Annotated in this window: 20 protein-coding genes; 11 read left to right on the top strand and 9 right to left on the bottom strand. The window is 68.3% G+C overall.

Annotation, left to right across the window (positions count from 1 at the left end; genetic code table 11):
• Window positions 1–91: 91 nt before the first annotated feature.
• Both K9U40_RS02505 and K9U40_RS02500 read right to left on the bottom strand, forming a co-directional pair.
• Window positions 92–1,045 carry a J domain-containing protein gene (locus K9U40_RS02505; RefSeq protein ID WP_282888668.1) on the bottom strand — a complete coding sequence of 318 codons (954 nt, stop codon included), beginning with the start codon at window positions 1,043–1,045 and terminating at the stop codon, window positions 92–94.
• Between the two features lie 133 nt (window positions 1,046–1,178).
• Window positions 1,179–1,589, bottom strand: coding sequence for an RT0821/Lpp0805 family surface protein (locus tag K9U40_RS02500; protein ID WP_282888667.1), 411 nt, complete (start codon window positions 1,587–1,589; stop codon window positions 1,179–1,181).
• Between the two features lie 100 nt (window positions 1,590–1,689).
• On the opposite strand from K9U40_RS02500, the gene pdxH reads away from it, so the two are divergent.
• Both pdxH and K9U40_RS02490 read left to right on the top strand, forming a co-directional pair.
• Entirely contained in the window at window positions 1,690–2,331 is a 642-nt protein-coding gene (gene pdxH / locus K9U40_RS02495) for a pyridoxamine 5'-phosphate oxidase (protein ID WP_282888666.1), read from the top strand.
• 118 nt (window positions 2,332–2,449) lie between these two features.
• Window positions 2,450–3,199 (top strand): SDR family NAD(P)-dependent oxidoreductase, encoded by a 750-nt coding sequence (locus K9U40_RS02490; RefSeq protein WP_282888665.1) that lies wholly within the window; start codon window positions 2,450–2,452, stop codon window positions 3,197–3,199.
• A gap of 84 nt (window positions 3,200–3,283) precedes the next feature.
• Here K9U40_RS02490 and K9U40_RS02485 read toward each other — a convergent pair whose 3' ends face one another.
• Together K9U40_RS02485 and K9U40_RS02480 are read right to left on the bottom strand one after the other, a co-directional pair.
• Entirely contained in the window at window positions 3,284–4,258 is a 975-nt protein-coding gene (locus tag K9U40_RS02485) for a magnesium transporter CorA family protein (protein WP_282888664.1), read from the bottom strand.
• 104 nt (window positions 4,259–4,362) lie between these two features.
• Window positions 4,363–4,575 (bottom strand): hypothetical protein, encoded by a 213-nt coding sequence (locus tag K9U40_RS02480; RefSeq protein ID WP_282888663.1) that lies wholly within the window; start codon window positions 4,573–4,575, stop codon window positions 4,363–4,365.
• A gap of 318 nt (window positions 4,576–4,893) precedes the next feature.
• On the opposite strand from K9U40_RS02480, the gene K9U40_RS02475 reads away from it, so the two are divergent.
• On the top strand, window positions 4,894–5,496 hold the full coding sequence (locus K9U40_RS02475; RefSeq protein WP_282888662.1) for a L,D-transpeptidase: 603 nt from the start codon (window positions 4,894–4,896) through the stop codon (window positions 5,494–5,496).
• A gap of 137 nt (window positions 5,497–5,633) precedes the next feature.
• Here K9U40_RS02475 and K9U40_RS02470 read toward each other — a convergent pair whose 3' ends face one another.
• Complete coding sequence (locus tag K9U40_RS02470; RefSeq protein WP_282888661.1) at window positions 5,634–6,740, bottom strand: extensin-like domain-containing protein; 1,107 nt, start codon at window positions 6,738–6,740, stop codon at window positions 5,634–5,636.
• A gap of 381 nt (window positions 6,741–7,121) precedes the next feature.
• On the opposite strand from K9U40_RS02470, the gene K9U40_RS02465 reads away from it, so the two are divergent.
• Both K9U40_RS02465 and K9U40_RS02460 read left to right on the top strand, forming a co-directional pair.
• Complete coding sequence (locus K9U40_RS02465; RefSeq protein ID WP_282888660.1) at window positions 7,122–7,865, top strand: HAD family hydrolase; 744 nt, start codon at window positions 7,122–7,124, stop codon at window positions 7,863–7,865.
• An 82-nt stretch (window positions 7,866–7,947) separates the two neighbouring features.
• The gene (locus tag K9U40_RS02460) at window positions 7,948–8,727 is read left to right on the top strand and encodes a DUF1499 domain-containing protein (protein ID WP_282888659.1); all 780 of its coding nucleotides are present in this window, start codon (window positions 7,948–7,950) and stop codon (window positions 8,725–8,727) included.
• A gap of 12 nt (window positions 8,728–8,739) precedes the next feature.
• On the opposite strand, the gene K9U40_RS02455 is transcribed toward K9U40_RS02460, so the two are convergent.
• From K9U40_RS02455 to K9U40_RS02445, 3 genes are all read right to left on the bottom strand, one after another.
• Window positions 8,740–9,468, bottom strand: a complete 729-nt coding sequence (locus K9U40_RS02455; protein ID WP_282888658.1) for an SOS response-associated peptidase — start codon at window positions 9,466–9,468, stop codon at window positions 8,740–8,742.
• Between the two features lie 48 nt (window positions 9,469–9,516).
• Window positions 9,517–10,434, bottom strand: a complete 918-nt coding sequence (locus tag K9U40_RS02450) for an MBL fold metallo-hydrolase (protein WP_282888657.1) — start codon at window positions 10,432–10,434, stop codon at window positions 9,517–9,519.
• A gap of 261 nt (window positions 10,435–10,695) precedes the next feature.
• The gene (locus K9U40_RS02445) at window positions 10,696–11,460 is read right to left on the bottom strand and encodes an outer membrane protein (protein ID WP_282888656.1); all 765 of its coding nucleotides are present in this window, start codon (window positions 11,458–11,460) and stop codon (window positions 10,696–10,698) included.
• Between the two features lie 330 nt (window positions 11,461–11,790).
• On the opposite strand from K9U40_RS02445, the gene K9U40_RS02440 reads away from it, so the two are divergent.
• Together K9U40_RS02440 and K9U40_RS02435 are read left to right on the top strand one after the other, a co-directional pair.
• Window positions 11,791–12,105 (top strand): hypothetical protein, encoded by a 315-nt coding sequence (locus tag K9U40_RS02440; RefSeq protein ID WP_282888655.1) that lies wholly within the window; start codon window positions 11,791–11,793, stop codon window positions 12,103–12,105.
• A gap of 125 nt (window positions 12,106–12,230) precedes the next feature.
• Entirely contained in the window at window positions 12,231–12,590 is a 360-nt protein-coding gene (locus tag K9U40_RS02435; protein ID WP_282888654.1) for a hypothetical protein, read from the top strand.
• 43 nt (window positions 12,591–12,633) lie between these two features.
• Here K9U40_RS02435 and K9U40_RS02430 read toward each other — a convergent pair whose 3' ends face one another.
• Complete coding sequence (locus K9U40_RS02430) at window positions 12,634–14,550, bottom strand: propionyl-CoA synthetase (protein WP_282888653.1); 1,917 nt, start codon at window positions 14,548–14,550, stop codon at window positions 12,634–12,636.
• 291 nt (window positions 14,551–14,841) lie between these two features.
• Here K9U40_RS02430 and K9U40_RS02425 point away from each other — a divergent pair, with 291 nt between their 5' ends.
• From K9U40_RS02425 to clcA, 4 genes are all read left to right on the top strand, one after another.
• On the top strand, window positions 14,842–16,470 hold the full coding sequence (locus tag K9U40_RS02425; RefSeq protein WP_282888652.1) for an acyl-CoA synthetase: 1,629 nt from the start codon (window positions 14,842–14,844) through the stop codon (window positions 16,468–16,470).
• On the top strand, window positions 16,471–16,683 hold the full coding sequence (locus tag K9U40_RS02420) for an alkylphosphonate utilization protein (protein ID WP_012114481.1): 213 nt from the start codon (window positions 16,471–16,473) through the stop codon (window positions 16,681–16,683).
• 189 nt (window positions 16,684–16,872) lie between these two features.
• The gene (locus K9U40_RS02415) at window positions 16,873–18,621 is read left to right on the top strand and encodes an ABC transporter ATP-binding protein/permease (RefSeq protein WP_282888651.1); all 1,749 of its coding nucleotides are present in this window, start codon (window positions 16,873–16,875) and stop codon (window positions 18,619–18,621) included.
• Window positions 18,622–18,723: 102 nt separating this feature from the next.
• Window positions 18,724–20,103, top strand: a complete 1,380-nt coding sequence (gene clcA / locus K9U40_RS02410; RefSeq protein ID WP_282888650.1) for a H(+)/Cl(-) exchange transporter ClcA — start codon at window positions 18,724–18,726, stop codon at window positions 20,101–20,103.
• Window positions 20,104–20,105: the final 2 nt, after the last annotated feature.

Raw genomic sequence — 20,105 nt, 5'->3', positions numbered from 1 at the left:
CCAGGTTGCAACCCTTGAATTATGCGCACCATTGCTCCGCTGCCGCATCCCCCAAATACGGTAGGGGATCGGAGGGTGCGGCGCAGGCGGCTCAGTCCGCCTGCTCGCGCAGCTTCTTCATGAGCGCTTCCAGCTCGCCATCCTTCTCCCTGGGCAGGATGAGGTTGGCCCGCACCAGGAGGTCGCCGTGGCCGCCGCTCGCGGTGGGCAGGCCCTTGCCGCGCAGGCGGAAGGTGCGCCCACCGGAAGTCCAGGCGGGAATGGCGAGCTCCACCGCGCCCTTGAGCGTGGCCACCCGGACCTTGGCGCCCAGCACCGCATCTGCGAGCGTCACATCCACGTTCTGGCGCAGGTCGTCGCCGTCCCGCTCGAAGATCGGGTGGGACGCATAGGAGACGGTGACATAGGCATCGCCCGGCGGGCCGCCCATGGGGCTCGGCTCGCCCTGTCCCTTGAGGCGCATGCGGTGCCCCTCGCGGGTGCCGGCGGCGATCTTGATGTCGATCTGCTTGCCGTTGGGCAGGCCGACGCGCTTCGAGGCCCCCTCCGTCGCCTCCTCGAAGGAGACGGGAAGGGTGATCTCCATGTCCGCGCCGGGCTGGGGCGCGAAGCCGCCGCCTGCCGCGCGGCGCTGGCGGCCGAAGCCGAAGATGTCGCCGAGGTCCTCGAAACCGCCCCCGCCCCCCCGCGAGGAGGTGCGGCGCGCGCCTTCGGGACCGAAGGAGAAGCTCTCGAAAATGGTGTCGCCGTCAAAGCCGGAAAAGCCGCCGGGGCCGCGCCGCGGGCCGCCGCCGCCGAAGCCGGTGAATTCGGGCGCGCGCGGCTTGCCCTCGGCGTCGATCTCGCCGCGGTCGTACTGGGCGCGCTTCTCCTTGTCCTCGAGGATTTCGTGCGCGGTATTCAGCTCCGCGAAGCGGTCCTGGGCCTTGGGGTCGGACGCGTTGGCGTCAGGATGCAGCTTTTTCGCCAGCTTCCGATAGGCGCGCTTGATCTCGGCCTCGTCGGCGGTCTTGGAAACGCCGAGGACGTCGTAAGGATCACGCATGGGTCAATCACCTCGCCGGCCGGCGCTCAGGCGGCCAGCCGCACTGTAGGATGTGGTTCGCGGCGCGAAAAATGCAACGGCCACGCCGGCGGGCGCGCGCGCCTTTTCGTCTCGTCGCGGAAGGCCGGCGCCCTCAGGCCCGGCCGAGCACCCGGACCTGCGACAGGGCCGTGCCCGAGCGGGCCTTGCAGACCTCGCCCTGGATCCAGCGGTCGGCGGCCTTGCCGTCCACCAGCGAGATCATGAAGTCGCGGCAGCCGCCGGCGCGGGCCGGGCCCACCGGCGTCGCCGTGCCGCGGGCGCCGGTCTCGGGATTGTCCCAGGGAATCGAAACGTCCTTCTGGCGCGCGGAGAGGGCCTGATCGAGGGCGATCTTCGCCTGCACCCAGTCGCTGGCGGCGACTCCGGAGGGCGCGAGGCCGTCCGGTACCGGGAGCGAGGCCGGCGTCGCCCGGATGGAGCCGGTGACGATGGCATCGTCCGGCGACACGTTGACGGTGGAGCAGCCGCCGAGAGCCGCGACGACGAGCCCCGCGGCCGCCATGCGACAGAGGCCTTCGCGCCGGCGGATCACGCTTCTATATAAGGAACGGCAGCCGCCCGTGGGGACGGCGCGCAAGAGGCGAGGCACAAGGGGCTCCCACATGACTTCAAGCACCAGCATGGAAGCCCACAACCCCTTAACATCCGGTGATTTTACGGAAGCGTCCGAGCCGTTCCGGCTGTTCGCCGAGTGGCTCGCCGAGGCCGAGAAGAGCGAGCCGAACGACCCCAACGCCATGACCCTCGCCACCGTCGATCCCGACGGCCTGCCCGACGCCCGCATGGTGCTGCTGAAGGGCCTCGACGCCCGCGGCTTCGTCTTCTTCACCAACACCGACAGCGCCAAGGGCCGCGAACTCGCCGCCACCCCCAAGGCGGCGCTGGTTTTCCACTGGAAATCGCTGCGCCGGCAGGTGCGGGTACGCGGGCCGGTGGAGGAGGTGAGCACCGAGGAGGCGGACGCCTATTTCGCCACCCGCCCCCGCCTGTCGCAGATCGGCGCCTGGGCCTCGAGCCAGTCGCGCCCGCTGGAGGGCCGCTTCGCGCTGGAGGCGGCGGTGGCGGCGGCAACCGCGAAATACGCCCTCGGCACCGTGCCCCGCCCGCCCCACTGGACCGGCTTCCGCGTGCTGCCGGTGGCTGTCGAGTTCTGGCACGACCGCCCGTTCCGGCTGCACGACCGGGTGGTGTTCCGCCGCGACGACGAAGGCGCGCTTTGGTCGAAGACGCGGCTTTACCCCTGAGGCCGCCCCGCCGGAGGCCCGGCCGCGAGATGGTCCCGCCTTGACCGCGCCGCGCCGGAGTGCTGCATGGCGTGGCAGGATGCATCAGCCCTGACTGCCGGCCCGGGACCCTTCAGCCATGACCGCCGAACCCGAAGCCCCGCCGCGGATCATGCTCCTCACCGGAGCCTCGCGCGGCATCGGCCACGCCACGGTGAAGCGCTTCTCCGCCGCCGGCTGGCGCGTCATCTCCTGCTCGCGCCATGCGTTTCCGGAGAAATGCCCGTGGGGCGCCGGCCCGGATGACCATATCCAGGTGGACCTCTCCAGCCCCGCCAGCACCAGGGATGCCATCGCCGAGGTGAAACGCCGCCTGCCGGAGGGCCGGCTCGACGCCCTTGTCAACAATGCCGCCATCTCCCCCAAGGGCGAAGGCGGCTCGCGACTCGGCACCCTCGACACCGACCTTGAGACCTGGGTGGACGTATTCCAGGTGAACTTCTTCGCCCCCATCATGCTGGCGCGGGGGCTCTCGGCGGAACTGGAGAAGGCGCAGGGCTCGGTGGTGAACGTCACCTCCATCGCCGGCTCGCGGGTGCATCCCTTCGCCGGGGCTGCCTATGCCACCTCCAAGGCGGCCCTTGCGTCGCTGACGCGGGAGATGGCGTCCGATTTCGGGCGGCGCGGCATCCGCGTCAACGCCATCGCGCCGGGGGAGATCGACACCGCCATCCTCTCGCCGGGCACCGACAAGATCGTCGAACAGATCCCCATGCAGCGGCTCGGCACGCCGGACGAGGTGGCGAAGATCATCTACGTGCTGTGCACGGAGATCTCATCCTACCTCAACGGGGCGGAAATCCATATCAATGGCGGCCAGCACGTCTAGAGCGCGATCCGATCAGATTGAACCAATCGGATCGGTGAATCGCCCTCTAAATTCAAGAAAGAGCGCGCGGGCGGCGGCGGTATCTCACAGCCAGCGGCGCCACTTGAAGAAGACGTAGGGCAGGATGCCCGACACCACCATGGCGCAGAGCGCCAGCGGATAGCCGTAGCTCCAGTCCAGCTCCGGCATGTTGTGAAAGTTCATGCCGTAGATGGACGCGATCAGCGTCGGCGGCATGAGCACCACCGAGAGCACGGCGAAGATCTTGATGATGTTGTTCTGCTCGAGGCTCACCATGCCGATGGTCGCGTCCAGCAGGAATTGCAGCTTGTCGCCCATGAAGGCGGCATAGTCGGAAAGGCCCGACACATCCCGGCTCATGGACTTGACGGAGGCCTTCGCGTCCTTGCCTACGGTCGCCCCGTCCGTCTCGGTGCCGAGGAACGACAGCAGCCGCTGCAGCGAGGCGAGGCTCTCGCGGGCGTAGGAGACGAGGCCCTCCTTGCGGCCGATGTGGGACAGGATGGCGCGATAGCGCTGGTTGGCGTTGTCCCGCCCCCGTTCGCGCTCGAAGATACGCTTGGAGATACGCTCCACGTCGGCGCCGATCTGCTCCAGCACGTCGGCGGCGCGATCCACGATCGCCTCGAGCAGGTCGATGAGGATGGTCTCGCCGGAGACCCCCGAAGGGCAGGACTTGGACAGGCGCCCGGCAACCGAGGGAAAGGCGCGGGGCTCGCCGTAGCGCACCGTGATCAGACGGCCGCGGGTCACGATGAAACTGACCGCAAGCATGACCGGTGTCGGCGTATCGGCCCCGCACAGGAGCGAGGCCGTCATGTAACGCGCGTCGCCTTCCATATAGAGGCGGCTCGACTGCTCGATTTCGCCCATCTCCTCGCGCGTTGGCACGGAGATACCGGCAAAGGCTTCGGCCCGCTCGTCATCGGCCTCTGTGGGCGAGATGAGATCGAGCCACACCGCCTCGGCGGGGATCGGTCCCTCGGCGACGGGGACGGCCTCCAGTCCCCCATCGCTGAACACATAGGCAACGAGCATGCGGCATATCCCCGGATCGGATGGTGTTTCTAGCCCACCGTCTTTGCCAGTCAAATACCGCCGCGGCCCGGCCCCCGCGCCGGGCCTGCCGGTTCAGGCCGCCATCAGGCGGCCAGGAAGTCGATGTCCTTGAGGGTGACCACCCGGTTGGGCTCACCACCGCCCTTGACCTCGGCGATACGCTTCTCGCTCGCCTGGTGGGCGGCCGCTGCGACGGCCGAAATCCCGATCTCCCGCCACTGCTGGTTCTGCGCCATGCGCTTCAGATCCGATTCCACCCGGGGGCTGAGCCCCTGCGACGGCTGTCCGGTAGACATGTCCTACTCCTGTACGGTGCGCCTTTTGACGTTGCGGCACCTTCGCGTGACCCCACCAGAAATGGCCATCGACTGCGTCAAAACTGTGCAACCGATGCGACTTCTCCGAGGTCATACGAAGAGTAGGCGCCCAAATGCTTGAGAAACTCCAAAGGGCCATGACGAAAGGGCAGGCTGTGCGGCATTTCTGCAACGCTTTCGCATAAGCACGCACGCCGGCCGGCAGAACTCTTCAAGCGTGGCGGACATTGGGTTAATTCAATCGGAGCGGGATCGATTCCTCCTTGCGCAGCAAGGCAGAGTAGAACGAGGGCGAACATGAAGTGGCGGCTGGTCGGAGCACTGCTGGCGGGTTTGATGCTCAGCGGCTGCATGTCGGGAACCTATGCACCGGCACCTGAAGCGGCGATGACGGCGCGGGACAAGCAGCTTCTCGCGAACAAGCCGTATCCCAACGTGAAGCCCAGTGGTGAATTCGCCCGGCATATCGTCGAGTATCCGACGAACAAGAAGCCCGGCACCATAGTTGTCGATACGCCCAACAAGTTCCTTTACTACGTGGAAGCGCCCGGCAAGGCGATCCGCTACGGCGTGACCGTGGGCGAGGAAAGCCTCGCCTTCCGTGGCCAGGCCAAGGTGGGCCGCAAGGCCGAGTGGCCGAGCTGGACCCCCACCCCCGAGATCCACCAGCGCATCGCCGGCCTGCCGAGCTATGTCGCCCCCGGCCCCCACAACCCCATGGGCGCGCGCGCGCTGTACCTCTATCAGGGCAACCGCGACACGCTGTTCCGCATCCACGGCACCAACCAGCCCGAATATATCGGGCAGGCCATTTCTTCCGGCTGCATCCGCATGCTGAACGAGGACGTGATCGACCTCTACAACCGCGTGCCGACAGGCGCCGAAGTGGTGGTGCTCTGATCCCGGGTCCAGGGGCCTGATCCGACGACAGGGGGCGCGGTTCATCCGCGCCCTTTTCCATTTCCGGCCCTCGACCGAATCCGGCCGCCAAGCCATCCACACGCACGCCGGATGCGAGCCCGCCGGGTCAGCGATTCTCAATCGGCGCGCTGGCCGGTGGCGGGTTTCGCGGCGGCGCCGGCGGGTACCGCACCGTCCTGCCCCGCACCGTCCTGCCCCGCACCGTCCTGCCCCGCACCGCCTTGGCCCTTGCCGGCGGCAGCGGCATCCGGGGCCGCCTCCTTGGCCTTCGGCTTGTCCTTCCGGGCCACCACCGTCCCCGCATCAAGGTTCCAGCGGCACAGGCGGATGTCGAGCCGGCGCCTGGCGAGGTCCACATGGATATGGTCCTCGTGATAGCCGTCCGAGCCGGGGCCGAGCACGGTGGTGAAGCGCCGGCAGGCACTCTCCTTCATGGCGGCACGCAGCCGCTGGGGAAAGCCGCCCTTCTCCACCTTCAGGACCCGGGCATCGGCAAGCTCGAAGCCGCCCACATCCAGGGCGTTGCCGAGGCCGTGCTCGCTCATGCGCGCGCCCGAGACGCGGTTGCGTGGGCGGCAGTCATAAGATGCCGCGACCGTCACGGCGGTGACCTCCGAGCCCAGCGCCGCCACCGCCGGCGCCAGATCCTCACGCAGCCATTCGGCCGTTGCGGCCGCCACCTCGCACCCGGTCACTGAAGCCGGCTTCAGGCTGACAAGCCGGCCATCCACCAGGCGCACGCCGGACAACCGTACCGGCAGGTCGAGGCCGCAGCCACCCTTGGACGCGATGGGCGCCTCCAGTGTGGCAACGATGGTGCCCTCTTCCACCAGAGCCGCACATGCCGCCGGCATCTCCCGCGCCGCTCCGGCCGGGGGAGTTTCGCCGGGACCGCCCGCTCCGGCCGGGGCCTGGGCATCCGGGCGGGTGGGCGACGATGGTGCGAAATCCGGTGCGGCGCCCTCCCCCGCCTCCGCACCCTCCTCGGGCCCGACCGTGCGGGCGGCGAGCCGGGGCGCCGCGGCCGGCTCCGGCATATCCTCGTCCTCGGCATCGAGTTCGGCCGGGCGGGGTGGCGGCAGCGGCGCCGCCCGCAGGGGTGGACGTCGCACGGCGGACGGCGCGGGCACGGCAACCGCCTGCGCCTGCGGCTTCTTCGGCGGCAGCGGCGCTGTCCCGGCCGCGAAGGCGGGCCCGCCCGCCGCAAGGAGGAGGCAGGACATGCCCGATTGGGCAAACCTCATCCATGCGGAGCGGGCCGGTTCCCGCGCGGCGGCGGGCGGCGAGGCGGGAAGGCGGACGCCGGGCGGCGCAGATCGTCGCAAGAGCATCACCCATGATAATAGAAGCCGAAGCGACCGGTCGATGCCGCCGGCCAGACTGTGGCCCTGCCGCAACATTTTGAATCCGGGGCATTGCCGTTCGGCCACAAGATGTTGTTTTGGTGTGACAAGCTCCCGTCACTCTTGTGACCTGGAGAACGCGCTATCCGACCAGGAGAGCGGGGCCACGTCAGGCCCGCAGCAGCGTCACGGGTGAAACCGCCTTCAAACCATGCGAAAGAGTACCCGGCGCGCCCTTCTCCGCCGTGTCCGGACCAGCCCATGCACGACCTTTCCGCTCTGCTTTTCGACAAGGACGGCACCCTCGTCCACTTCGACCGCACCTGGGGACCCGCCTGCGGGGCGGCCATGCGCGCCCTGGCAGGGGACGATGCCGGCGCCCTGTCGCGCCTTCAGGAGGTAAGCCACTATCTGCCGGCGGAGGAGCGATTCCTCCACACCTCGCCCCTCGTCGCCGGCTCGTCCGCGCATTACGGGCCGCTATGGGCGCAGGCCCTCGGGCGGCCGGCGACAGCCGGCTTCCTGGCCGAGATCGACCACTTGTTCGCCCGCGAGGGACTCGCCTGCCTGACGCCCATCGGCCGGCCGCAGGCGACCCTCGCACACCTGCGTGAAGCCGGCTTCGTCCTCGGCATCGTCACCAACGATGCGGAGGACAGCGCCAGGCAGCAGGCGCAGGCGCTGGGCATCCTGCCGCTGCTGGCGGCGGTGCACGGCTATGATTCCGGCTTCGGCTCGAAGCCCGGTCCGGGCATGGTCACTGCCTTTGCCGAGCGGTTCGACCTTGCGCCCCGCGCCATCGCCGTCATCGGCGACAGCGTCCACGACCTCGCCGCCGCCCGCAGCGCCGGTGCCCGCTTCATCGCGGTGCGCACCGGCCCCGCCCCCATCGACGACCTGCTGCCCGAGGCCGATCTCGTGGTGGACAGCATCGACGACCTTCCGAACCTTCTGGCTCGGGCGCCCTCTTCCCCGGCGCGGGAAAACGCGCTCTCTCTCAAGTAAGACCGCGATTCTCCGCTCGGATTGAGGCAATCTGAGCGGATCGCCCTCCAGACAACCCAACGCCCGTGCGCGGACAGGTGGAATGATCAGACGCAGGCTCTATACGGAAGAGCGTTTCTCCCCGCTGGCGCGGTGGAGCTTCCGGCTCGCCTTGTTCTCGCTGCCGGTGGTGGCGCTGGCGGCGCTGCTCTACCGCACCGGCCTCCTCGATTTCCAGCCCGCGCTGGTGACGCTTGCCACCGGGCTCGGCCTTGCCGCCATCGCCGGCGTGCTCGGCACCGTGGCCTTCTTCATCACCTGGGAGACCGGATGGCTCGGCATCGGCCGGGCCATGGCGGCGGTAGGCATCGCGGTGCTGGTGCTGGCGGGCCCCGCCGCGGTGCTGGCGCGCGGCATGATGCTGCCGGCCCTCGCCGACATCTCCACCGATGCGGCCGATCCGCCCCGCTTCCGTTCGCTGGCCCTCGCCTCCCCGCGGGAGGCCAATCCGCTGACCTATGGCGGCATCGAGGCTGCCGCGTCCCAGCGCATGGCCTATCCCGGCATCAAGCCGGTGGACCTCACCGCCACCCCGGAAGAAGCCTTCAACACGGTACTGGCCCTGGTGCAGAAGCGGCACTGGACCATCCTCGACGCCGTGCCGCCCCGCGGCACCCGGCGCGATGGCCAGATCGAGGCGGTGGCGGTTTCGCCCATCATGGGCTTTCGCTCCAATGTCTCCATCCGCATCCGCCCGACCTCGAAGGGCGCGCGCGTGGATGTGCGCTCCGCCTCCCGCTACGGGACCCACGACCTCGGAACCAATGCCGAGCGCATCGAGGCGCTGATGGCCGACCTCGCCACCGAGCGCCGCCACCGCTGACGGCTGCGCCGTTCAGGCCGGCTCGGGCGCCGTCGCAAGCAGGGCCATGGCGGCGGCGGCCTCTTCGGCCGGCACTGGAGCCGGCAGGTCCGGATCGTCGTTGCGGACCGCGTTGACGCGGGCCGAGACCGGCCACAGGTCAAGCCCCTCCCCCGGAAAGGAGCGCATCAGGTCACGCGGGTCCTCCCGCTCCAGGAAGGCGGCGATGTCGCCATCGGGCAGAATCACCGGCATCCGCTCGTGCAGGGGACGCAGCTTCGGATCGGCCGCAATCGTCAGGATGGCGAAGGTGCGCAGCCACTGGCCGGTAGCTGGATCCTTCCAGCCGTCCCACAATCCCGCCAGCGCCATGGGCCTCTCGTCGGCGCGGCGAATGAAGAAGGGCTGTCGGCGGGGCCCGGCGCCCGCCCATTCATAGAAGCCATCCGCCAGCACGATGCAGCGCCGCCGCGCGCGCCAGGCGGAGCGGAATGACGGTTTGTCGGGCGCCGTTTCAGAGCGCGCGTTGATGAGGCGCGCGCCGCCCGACGCATCCTTGGCGAAGGACGGCACCAGCCCCCACCGAAGCAGCGACAGGTGCCGCGCGCCGGTCTGCGGATGACGGCGGACCACCATGAGATCCTGTGTCGGCGCCGCATTGTAGCGGGGCGGAGCGTTCGGCAGCGCGGCCAGAGCGGGATCCACGTCGAAGATCTCGCCGTACCGCGCCGGAGGCAGATGCTGAACGAATCGGCCGCACATCAGGCGCCGGCTCCAACATGGCGACCACCCATCCGCGTGCGGGCCATTTCAGGCAGCACGGCGGAAGCGACCGGTAATGGCCGGCATGGGCCCATCGGTGAAGACACGGCCGCTCGACACCAGATGCTCCAGATGGGCCAGCACGGTGAGGGAGGCCGCACCCACGAGGCGGGGGTCGAGGCCGATATAGATGCCGCGGACCAGATCGGGAATCGTCTCCACCTCGCGGTCGAGGGCGCGCAGGATCGCGGCTTCGCGGGCCATGCGATGGGCAAGGTAATCCCGCACGAAGCCGGGCGCGTCCGTCACCGGGCCGCCATGGCCGGGCAGATAGGTCCGCTCCTCCCGATGCGCGAGCTTTTCAAGCGAGCGGATGTAATCGCCCATGGCCCCGTCCGGCGGCGCGACGATGGAGGTGGCCCACGCCATCACATGGTCGCCGGAGAAGAGGAGCTCATCCTCCCTCAGGGCGAAGGCGAGATGGTTCGCGCAATGGCCGGGGGTCGCGAGCGCCGTCATGGTCCAGCCGGGGCCCGTGATCGTGTCACCCTCGGCGAGCCGGATGTCGGGCGCGAAATCGGTGTCGGCGCTGGCATCCAGAGGATTGACCTCGCCGATGGCAAGTGGACGCGCGGGCCGGTGGGGGCCCTCGCCCAGCGTCACGGCGCCGGTTGCGGCCGTGACGGCGCCGGTGGCCGGGGAATGATCGCGATGGGTATGGGTGATGAAGACGTGCGTCACCGTCTCGTTGCGCACGGCATGGAGCAGGGCCGCGACATGGGCGGGATCGTCCGGGCCGGGATCGACGATCGCCACCTGGCCACGGCCGATGATGTAGCTGCAAGTGCCGGTGAAGGTGAAGGGCGAGGGATTGGGGGCCACGATCCGCCGCACCAGAGGGGATACCTCATCCACCCGTCCGGCCGGCGCGTCGAAGGCGCGGTTGAAGGCAATGTCCTCACTCATGACGCGCGCCTCATGACTCGGGCCGAAGGTCTCAGGCCTTCTGGAGCCGGATGCGATCGGGGGTCAATCCACCTGATCGGAGAATCCGCGCCGAAACTCAAGAGGGGGCGACGCGCGCACGTCCGGCGCTTCATGCGGAAGCCGGCCCACCGATCATGACCGGGCGAGATCGGTGGGCCGGCCAAGACGTGGCCCAGCGGCCAAGCAATAAAAAAGCCCGCTGCCGAGGCAGCGGGCTTTCCCGACGAAGCTGTGCTTCGATCAGAACTTGTAGTTCACACCAGCCTTGAGGGTGTGGAACTTGGTGTCCACAGAGCCCACATAGCTGTAGGCAGTGTAACCATCATAGTAGGTCTGGCCGAAGGTGTAATCCGTGCTGCCGAGATCGACATACAGGTACTCGGTCTTGAACGTCCAGTTGTTGGTGATGGCATACTCGACGCCAGCGCCCACAGTCCAGCCCCAGTTGGTGGAGGAGTCCGAGCCGTTGTACAGGTAGTAGCCGTCGGTGTAGCCGCCGCTGTGGCTGATAGCGGTCTTGCCGTAGGCCACACCACCGGTGATGTAGGGCAGGAACCGGTCGAAGGCATAGCCGAGGCGAGCGCGGATGGTGCCGAAGTAGTCGACCGAGGCGCTACGGTTCTGGGAGTAGTAAGGCACACCGTAGTAGCTCTCGGTGAAGTCGCTCTTACCCTCAATGCCGCTCCACTGGAGGTCGGTCTCAAGACCCACCACCACGTTGTTGGCAAACTGGTAATTATAGCCGATCTGGCCACCGACGAAGAAGCCGGAAGAGTTCACAGAGTGGCTGTAGGAGTAGGGCGACAGATACCCGTAGTAGTACTCGGCCTCGGTGAAATCGACCGAGTCACCGCCGTAGCCGAAGTTGCCGCCGATGTAGAAACCGGTCCAGGAGAACACCGGCACGGCGACCGCCTTGACGGGATACTTCGTCGCCAGGTCAGCAGCCGCGGCCGGAGCCGAGAGCGCCGCCAGCGCGACAGTGGCGAGAAGGAACCGCTTCATGACCAAACCCCCTTGCTTGGGTACTTAAGTTTTTGGGCGAAATTCGCTTGGGACACGAGTCGCTTCGTCCAGTGGCACCTATCTAGCAGAGGTCCGGCGCCAATGCCGTTACATTCTTGCCACAGTCGATCCGAATCCGTGCAACCAACCGTCGGAATGCTAATCTGGTACCGCTACTTAGGTGACTTCCGCCGGGTTTCGGCCAACAGGGGCGCCCGTCGCCTGCCCGAGCGGTAAAAAGAGAGTAAACACAGGGCCTTCAGGCGCCGTTCAGATGCATTCTGCGAGTCTGCGCCACACTCAGGAAGCGGCCCCAAGAGGAGGCTTGCGATGCAACCTATGCGATTCCCCCTGCCGGCCGGGGCTCTGGCCCTCGCCGCTCTCATGTCCGGCCCGGTCCTCGCCCAGGCCCGGCCGGACACCCTCGCCATGTCGTGCCGGGATGCCGCCGCGCTGGTCAACGCCCGCGGCGCCGTCGTGCTCGGCACCGGCCCCAACATCTATGACCGCTATGTCCGGGAGATCCGATTCTGCTCGGCCGCCGAACAGCTCAAGCCGGAATGGGTGAAGACGCGGGACAATCCGCAGTGCTTCGTCGGCTACACCTGCTACGTGCCGAGCCGCGACAACAATCAGGCGCGCTGAGGCAGCGATCCCCCGCGGCGCGCGCTCTTTTGTGTTCGGCGCCGGATTCGGGCTCTTGAGGATCGGCCGGGCTCATCCCAGCTGAGGGACAGCGCCCGGCAGGCGCTCCGACGGAAAGGTCGAAGATGAAGAGATTGAAGCTCGTCCTCGGCGCGGTCGCGCTGGTCGCCGGCCCCGGCCTCGTTGGCGGCGCGCTTGTTGGCGGCGCGCTCCTGACGGGCCTCCTGGCCGGCACCGGCGGCGCCAGCGCCCAGACGCCGAGCATCACGATGACATGCGCCGAGGCGGCCGCCCTCATCAATAAGCGGGGGTCGGCCGTGCTGGCCACCTCCCGCACGCTCTACGACCGCTATGTGCGCGACCGGAGCTTCTGCCTCTACGACCAGGACACCCGGCCGGAATGGGTGCCGACGAAGGACAATCCCCAGTGCTTCATCGGCTATTCGTGCTTCGAGCCGTTCCGGGGCGGAAGCCTCTCCCGCTGAGCACCGCCGGGGCATCGGCCCCGGCGGCCTCCGTCATGCCGGATCAGGCGATGCCGCGGGCCTTCAGCACGCCCTCGATCTCCTCGAGCACGCCCGCATCGTCGATGGTCGCCGGCACCGACCATTCGTCGTGGTCGGCGATCTTCTTCATGGTGCCGCGCAGGATCTTGCCCGAGCGCGTCTTGGGCAGACGGTTCACCGTCACCGCCAGCTTGAAGGCCGCCACCGGCCCGATGCGGTCGCGCACCAGGCCCACCAGCTCCTTCTCGATCACGTCGGGGGCGCGGCGCTCGCCGGCCTTCAGCACCACGAAGCCGCAGGGCACCTCGCCCTTCAGCTCGTCCTTGACGCCGATCACCGCGCATTCGGCCACGTCCGGATGGGAGGCCAGCACCTCCTCCATGCCGCCGGTGGACAGGCGGTGGCCGGCGACATTGATGATGTCGTCGGTGCGGCCCATGACGAAGACGTAGCCGTCATCGTCCAGGAAGCCGGCGTCGGAGGTCTTGTAGTAGCCGGGATAGTCGGCGAGGTAGCTCTCGGCGAAGCGGTCGTCCTGCTGCCACAGGGTGGGCAGGCAGCCGGGAGGCAGCGGCAGTTTCACCACGATGGAGCCCATGGTGCCCGCCGGAACCGGCTTGGCGGCCTCGTCCACGATCTCGACGTCATAGCCCGGCATGGGCACCGTGGGCGAACCGAGCTTGGTGGGCAGCAGGCCGAGGCCCACCGGATTGGCGGCGATGGCCCAGCCGGTCTCCGTCTGCCACCAGTGGTCCACCACCGGCACCTTGAGCTGCTGCTGCGCCCAGATCACCGTATCGGGATCGGCGCGCTCGCCGGCCAGGAACAGGGTGCGGAAGCGGGACAGGTCGCGGCCCTGCTTGAGCAGGCAGTCCGGATCCTCCTTCTTGATGGCGCGCAGAGCGGTGGGCGCGGTGAACAGCGCCACCACCTTGTGCTCCTCGATCACCCGCCAGAAGGCGCCCGGGTCGGGAGTGCCCACCGGCTTGCCTTCATAGACGAGGGTGGTCGCGCCCAGAATCAGCGGGCCGTAGACGATGTAGGAGTGCCCCACCACCCAGCCGATGTCGGAAGCGGTCCAGAACACCTCGCCGGGCGCGATGCCGTAGAGGTTCTTCATGCTCCAGTCGAGCGCGACCATGTAGCCGCCTGCGTCGCGCACGACGCCCTTGGGCTTGCCGGTCGTCCCGGACGTGTAGAGGATATAGAGCGGATCGGTGGCCGCCATGTCGACGCACGGCGCGCTCCTGCCGGCATCGGCGGTGGCCGCGCAAATGGTCGCCCAGTCCAGGTCCCGGCCCTCGGTCAGGGCGCCGGGCCCCTCGGGGCGCTGGAGCACGAGGCAGCGCTCCGGCTTCACCGCCGACATGGAGATGGCAAGGTCGAGGAGCGGCTTGTAGGCCACCACGCGGTTGGGCTCGATGCCGCACGAGGCGGCGAGGATCACCTTCGGCTCGGCGTCCTCGATGCGGGTGGCAAGCTCCTTCGCCGCGAACCCGCCGAACACCACCGAATGGATGGCGCCGATGCGGGCGCAGGCGAGCATGGCGCAGATCGCTTCCGGCACCATGGGCATGTAGACGAGCACCCGGTCGCCCTTGCCGACACCGAGGTCCTGAAGCACCGCGGCGAGCGTGCTCACCTCTTTCAGCATCTCGCCATAGGTCAGGGTGCGCTTGGCGCCGGTGACCGGGCTGTCATAGATCAGGGCCGCCTGGTCGCCGCGGCCGGCCGCCACGTGGCGGTCGAGGGCGTTATGGCAGATGTTGCCGACGGCATCGGGGAACCAGCGGCCATAGACGCCGGCCTCCGCGTCGAACACCTTTTCCGGCGCCTTCGACCATTCCAGGGATTTGGCCGCCGCGCCCCAGAAGGCGGAGGGATCCGCGCGCCAGCTGGCGTAGGCTTCAGCGTACCCGCTCGTTCCGACCTCGGACATGGACGCCTCCCATTCGACCGTCTGTTGGGCGAGGTTACTGCCGGTCGCCTATCCACGACGCAAGTTCGCACAATTGCGTAAGACATTGGTCGGGAAAAGACTTGGACCGCATCCCTGTCATGGTCCACTAAATTTACCGCAGAACCATCCCCGCAACCTCCCGGCCGGCTCCGGTGAGACTTTGGTCGCGCACACGCGAGATTGCGCCCGATCATCGGCCTCGGCTACGTTCGCGGCCCGAATACGACCGGAATCCCGGCGCGACGACAAGGTATGGACCAGGGGGGACCGATGGCCGGCAGCATCTATGACCTGCATCTCGACCGCAATCCCGCGAATTTCCAGCCGCTGACACCGCTCGGCTTCCTGGAGCGGGCCGCCGGCGTGTTCCCGGACCACACCGCCATCATCCATGGCGCGTTGCGCCGCAATTATCGCGATTTCTACGCCCGCAGCCGGCGGCTCGCCTCGGCCCTCGCCAAGCTCGGCGTCGGCAAGGGCGACACTGTCGCCGTGATGCTCCCCAACGCGCCGGCCATGCTGGAGGCCCACTACGGCGTGCCCATGACGGGCGCGATCCTCAACTCCCTCAACACCCGTCTCGACGCCGCCATCCTGGCCTTCACCATCGACCATGGCGAGGCCAAGGTGCTCATCACCGACCGGGAATTCTCCCCCGTGATGAAAGCGGCGCTGGCCATGGCGACCAAGAAGCCCGTGGTCATCGACTATGACGACCCGGAATTCACCGGCAAGGGCGAGCGCATCGGCACCATCGAATACGAGGACTTCCTGGCCACCGGCGATGCCGACTTCGCCTGGAAGACCCCGGACGACGAATGGGACGCCATCGCGCTCAACTATACCTCCGGCACCACCGGCGACCCCAAGGGCGTGGTCTATCACCATCGCGGGGCGCACCTGCTCGCGGTGGGCAATGTGGTCACCTGCAGCCTGGGCAAGCATCCGGTCTATCTGTGGACGCTCCCCATGTTCCACTGCAACGGCTGGTGCTTCCCCTGGTCCATCACGCTGGCGGCCGGCACCCATGTGTGCCTGCGGCAGGTGCGCGCCAAGCCCATCTTCGATGCCATCGCCGACCACAAGGTGACGCACATGTGCGGCGCCCCCATCGTCATGTCCACGCTGCTCAATACGCCGGAGGCCGACAAGCGGGCCCTGCCCCACAAGGTGGAGTTCATCACCGCCGCCGCGCCGCCGCCGGAGGCGGTGCTCGCCGCCATGCAGGAGGCGGGCTTCAACGTGGTGCACGTCTACGGCCTCACCGAGGTCTACGGCCCCTCCGTGGTTAACGAGTGGCATGCCGAATGGGACGCCCTGCCCGCCCAGGACCGCGCCATAAAGAAGGCGCGCCAGGGCGTGCGCTACGGCGCGCTCGAAGCCCTCGACGTGCTGGACCCGGACACCATGGTGCCGGTGCCCGCCGATGGCGAGACGCTGGGCGAGGTGATGTTCCGCGGCAATGTGGTGATGAAGGGCTACCTCAAGAATCCCACGGCCACCGACGCCGCGTTCGCCGGCGGCTGGTTCCATTCCGGCGACCTCGGGGTGAAGCATCCCGACGGCTATATCCAGCTGAAGGACCGCTCCAAGGACATCATCATCTCGGGCGGCGAGAACATCTCCTCCATCGAGGTGGAGGACGCCCTCTACAAGCACCCGGCGGTGAGCGCGGCGGCGGTGGTGGCCAAGCCCGACGAGAAGTGGGGCGAGACCCCGGTGGCCTTCGTGGAGCTGCGCGAGGGTGCGAGCGCGACGGCCGACGAGCTGATCGCCCATTGCCGGACCCATCTGGCCGCCTATAAGTGCCCGCGCCACATCGTCTTCGAGGAGATCCCGAAGACGTCGACCGGCAAGATCCAGAAATTCCGGCTGCGCGAGATGGCCAAGGAGGTCTGAGTGGACGTGAAGGACGCGAACGGCGCCATCCTCAAGGATGGCGACAACGTCACTCTCATCAAGGACCTCAAGGTGAAGGGCACGTCCGTCACCTTGAAGCGGGGCACGCTGGTGAAGGGCATCCGCCTCACCGACGATCCGGAGGAGATCGACTGCAAGGTCGAGAAGGTGAAGGGCCTCGTGCTGCGCACGGAGTTCGTGAAGAAGGCCTGAGCGCGTTCGCGCGCTTCATGGATTCAGGCGCTGGGTTATAGACAGAGTGATCAATCCTGTCTGTAACCCGCCTTCTGCCGCGCGCCCACTTCCCCTCCGGCACCTTTCCAATCGTTCATGCGGCGGCCATGGTGCGGTCATGCGCCAGCCGGCAAAGCTGCGCGCACTTGGTGTCATGAGAGGTTCTTCGTGCGCGCGCTTCTCACCCTCGTCGGCGACATCCGCCGGCTCGCCATGCCCTATTTCAGGAGCGAGGAGCGGTGGACCGCCATCGGCCTGCTCGCCGCCGTCATCGCCCTGGAACTTGCCTGGGTGTTCGCCACCGTGCTGCTTAACGAGTGGAACGTGGCCTTCTACAACGCCATCCAGGACAAGGACTTCCCGGCGTTCCAGACGCAGATCCTGATCTTCTGCGGCCTTGCCGCCGGTGCCATCGTGGTGGCGGTGTACCAGGTCTATCTCAAGCAAGGGCTGGAGATCCGCTGGCGGCGCTGGCTCACCAAGCGCTATCTTGATGCTTGGCTCTCCGATGACGTGCACTATCGCCTGCGCCTGTCGGGCGATAGTGCCGACAATCCGGACCAGCGCATTTCCGAGGACGTGCAGATCTTCGTCAACCGCACCATCGCGGTGGGCGTGGGGCTGCTGGGTACCATCGTCTCGCTGCTCTCTTTCAGCATCATCCTGTGGAATCTCTCCGGCCCGCTGGGGCTGACGCTGTTCGGGCACGAGATCCATATTCCCGGCTACCTGTTCTTCGCGGCGCTGATCTATGCGGCGGTGGGCACGCTCATCGCCCACCTCATCGGCCGGCCGCTGGTGAAGCTGAACTTCAACCAGCAGCGCTACGAAGCCGATTTCCGCGTCGATCTGGTGCGGGTGCGCGAGAATGGCGAGCAGATCGCCCTGCTCGCCGGCGCGCCGGCGGAGGATCGCAAGCTCGACGGCCGCTTCTCCCGCATCTTCGGCAATTTCGTCGATCTCATGAAGGCGCAGAAGCGCCTCACCTGGTTCACCGCCGGCTACAACCAGATCTCCACCATCTTCCCCTATGTGGTGGTCGCCCCCGCTTATTTCGCCGGCCAGATCCAGCTCGGGCAGCTGATGCAGACGGCGAGCGCCTTCTCCTCCGTGCAGGGCTCCTTCTCCTTCTTCATCTCCAGCTATGTCACCCTGGCCGAGTGGACCTCGGTGGTGAACCGGCTCACCGGCTTCGAGGCGGCCATCGCCAGGGCCCGCGTCGGTGCGGACGTACCGGCCTTCGGCTCGGCGCGCGCGGCCGGGTCCCACGGCCTCACCCTGCGCGACCTCGACGTGCGCCTGCCGGGCGGGGCTCCCCTCGTCCGCACGGATGAGATCGCCATCGGCCGGGGCGAACGGGTGCTCATCACCGGCCCGTCCGGCGCCGGCAAGACCACGCTGCTGCGCGCCATTGCCGGCATCTGGCCGTTCGGATCGGGCACGGTGCACCGGAACGACGCCCATCGCCTGCTGGTCCTGCCCCAGAAGCCCTACGTGCCCGTGGGCCGGCTCGATGTCGCCCTCACCTATCCGCACCCCGTGGACACGGTGCCCAGGATCCGCCTCACCGAGGTTCTCGACGCCGTCGGCCTGCCGGCCCTCGCCGCCCGGCTGGAAGAGGAGGCCCTGTGGCCCCACGTGCTCTCGCTCGGCGAGCAGCAGCGCCTCGCCATCGCCCGCGCGCTGCTGGACGCCCCCGACGTGCTGCTGCTGGACGAGGCCACCTCGGCCCTGGACGAGACCTCCGAGGCGGCGCTCTATGCCCTGCTCCGGGAGCGGCTGCCCGACACCGCCTTCGTCTCCATCGGCCACCGCTCCACCCTCGCCGACCTGCACGACCGGGTGCTGCACCTCCATGGTGAGGAGGCGCCCCGCACGCTGCGGCCTGCCTCGGCCCCCATGTTCCAAGCGACCTGAGACCGGGGCCGCTTGCTCCGGCGCACCCGCCTCCGGTAAGCCTTAAGGGAGCACCTGTTAAGGGAGCACCTGCGCCCCCTCTCCTGCCGCCGAGGTCCCTGCGTGAAGCCATCCGCGCCTGCCGATCCCCGCCGGACGCCGCGAGACGCCGTCTATTATGTCCTCGCCGCCGGGGCGGGGCTCGTGGTGGGCGCGGTGGGCGCGCTCTTCCACATGGCCGTGGATGGGCTCTCCCGATGGCCGGACCTGGTGCGCGCCCACCTCGACGGCCCCTTTCTCTACCTCGCCATGTCCGCGGTGGCGGCGATGATGGTGGCGGCGTCGGTGGCGCTGGTGCGCGCCTTCGCGCCCGAGGCGGCGGGGTCGGGCGTGCAGGAAATCGAAGGGGCACTGGAGGGCCTGCGGCCGGTGCGGTGGAAACGGGTGCTGCCGGTGAAGTTCGCGGGCGGCGTGCTGGCGCTGGGCTCGGGTCTCGTGGCCGGGCGGGAGGGGCCGACCATCCACATGGGCGCGGCTATCACCAAGGCCCTGTCGGACGCGGTCGGGCTCGACACAAGGGACACACGCGGCCTGCTCGCCGCCGGCGCGGCGGCCGGGCTCGCGGCCGCCTTCAACGCCCCGCTGGCCGCCATCCTGTTCGTGATCGAGGAGACGCGGCGCCAGTTTCCCTATGGCCTGCGCACCTATAGCGCCGTCATCCTGTGCTCGGCGGCGAGTGCGGTGATGGCCGAGGCCATCGGCGGAACCGGCCCGGACATGAAGCTCGACGTGCCGGAAATGCCGCTCCTGCTGCTGCCCGCCTTCCTGGCCCTGGGGGCAGTGCTGGGGGCGGTGGGTGTCGCCTTCAACCGGGCTCTGGTGGCGTCCCTGGATGGCGCGCGGATGCTGGCGCTGAAGGCCTCGCCCTATCTGTTGCCGGTGCTGGTGGGGGCGGCGGTGGGGCCGCTCATCCTGCTGCGGCCGGAGGCGACCTTCGGCGGCGAGACGCTGGCCGTCTCCCTGCCCGGCCTCGGCCTGCCGGCGCTGACGCTGGCGGGCATCGTGCTCATCCGCTTCGTCATGACCATGGCGAGCTACTCCACTGGAATCCCTGGCGGAATCTTCGCGCCGATCCTGGCGATGGCCACCGCCGCGGGGGTATTGTTCGCGACCCTGCTGGCGCTCGTGGTGCCGCTGCCTGCGGATGCGGTGGCGGCGTTCGGGATCGCCGCCATGGGCGGGCTGTTCTCCTCCACCGTGCGGGCACCACTGGTGGGCATGGTGCTGGTGGCCGAACTTACCGGCGCCTATGGCCTTCTCATTCCAGTGATTTTGACCTGTGTCACCGCCAATCTCGTGGCCGAGGCGCTGGGCGGCAAGCCCATCTACGAAGTGCTGCTCGACCGCACCCTGCGCCTCGCCGGAACCCCTCGCCCCGGCGGCCCCTTCCCCAATGAGGAACTGGGCGGCTGGGACGAGCGGGAGCGGCGGAGCAGGACCTAACC

The sequence above is a fragment of the Xanthobacter autotrophicus genome (assembly GCF_030015065.1).
GTDB classification, from domain to species: Bacteria; Pseudomonadota; Alphaproteobacteria; order Rhizobiales; family Xanthobacteraceae; genus Xanthobacter; species Xanthobacter autotrophicus_D.
This window is presented reverse-complemented; position numbering and strand designations above follow the sequence as displayed.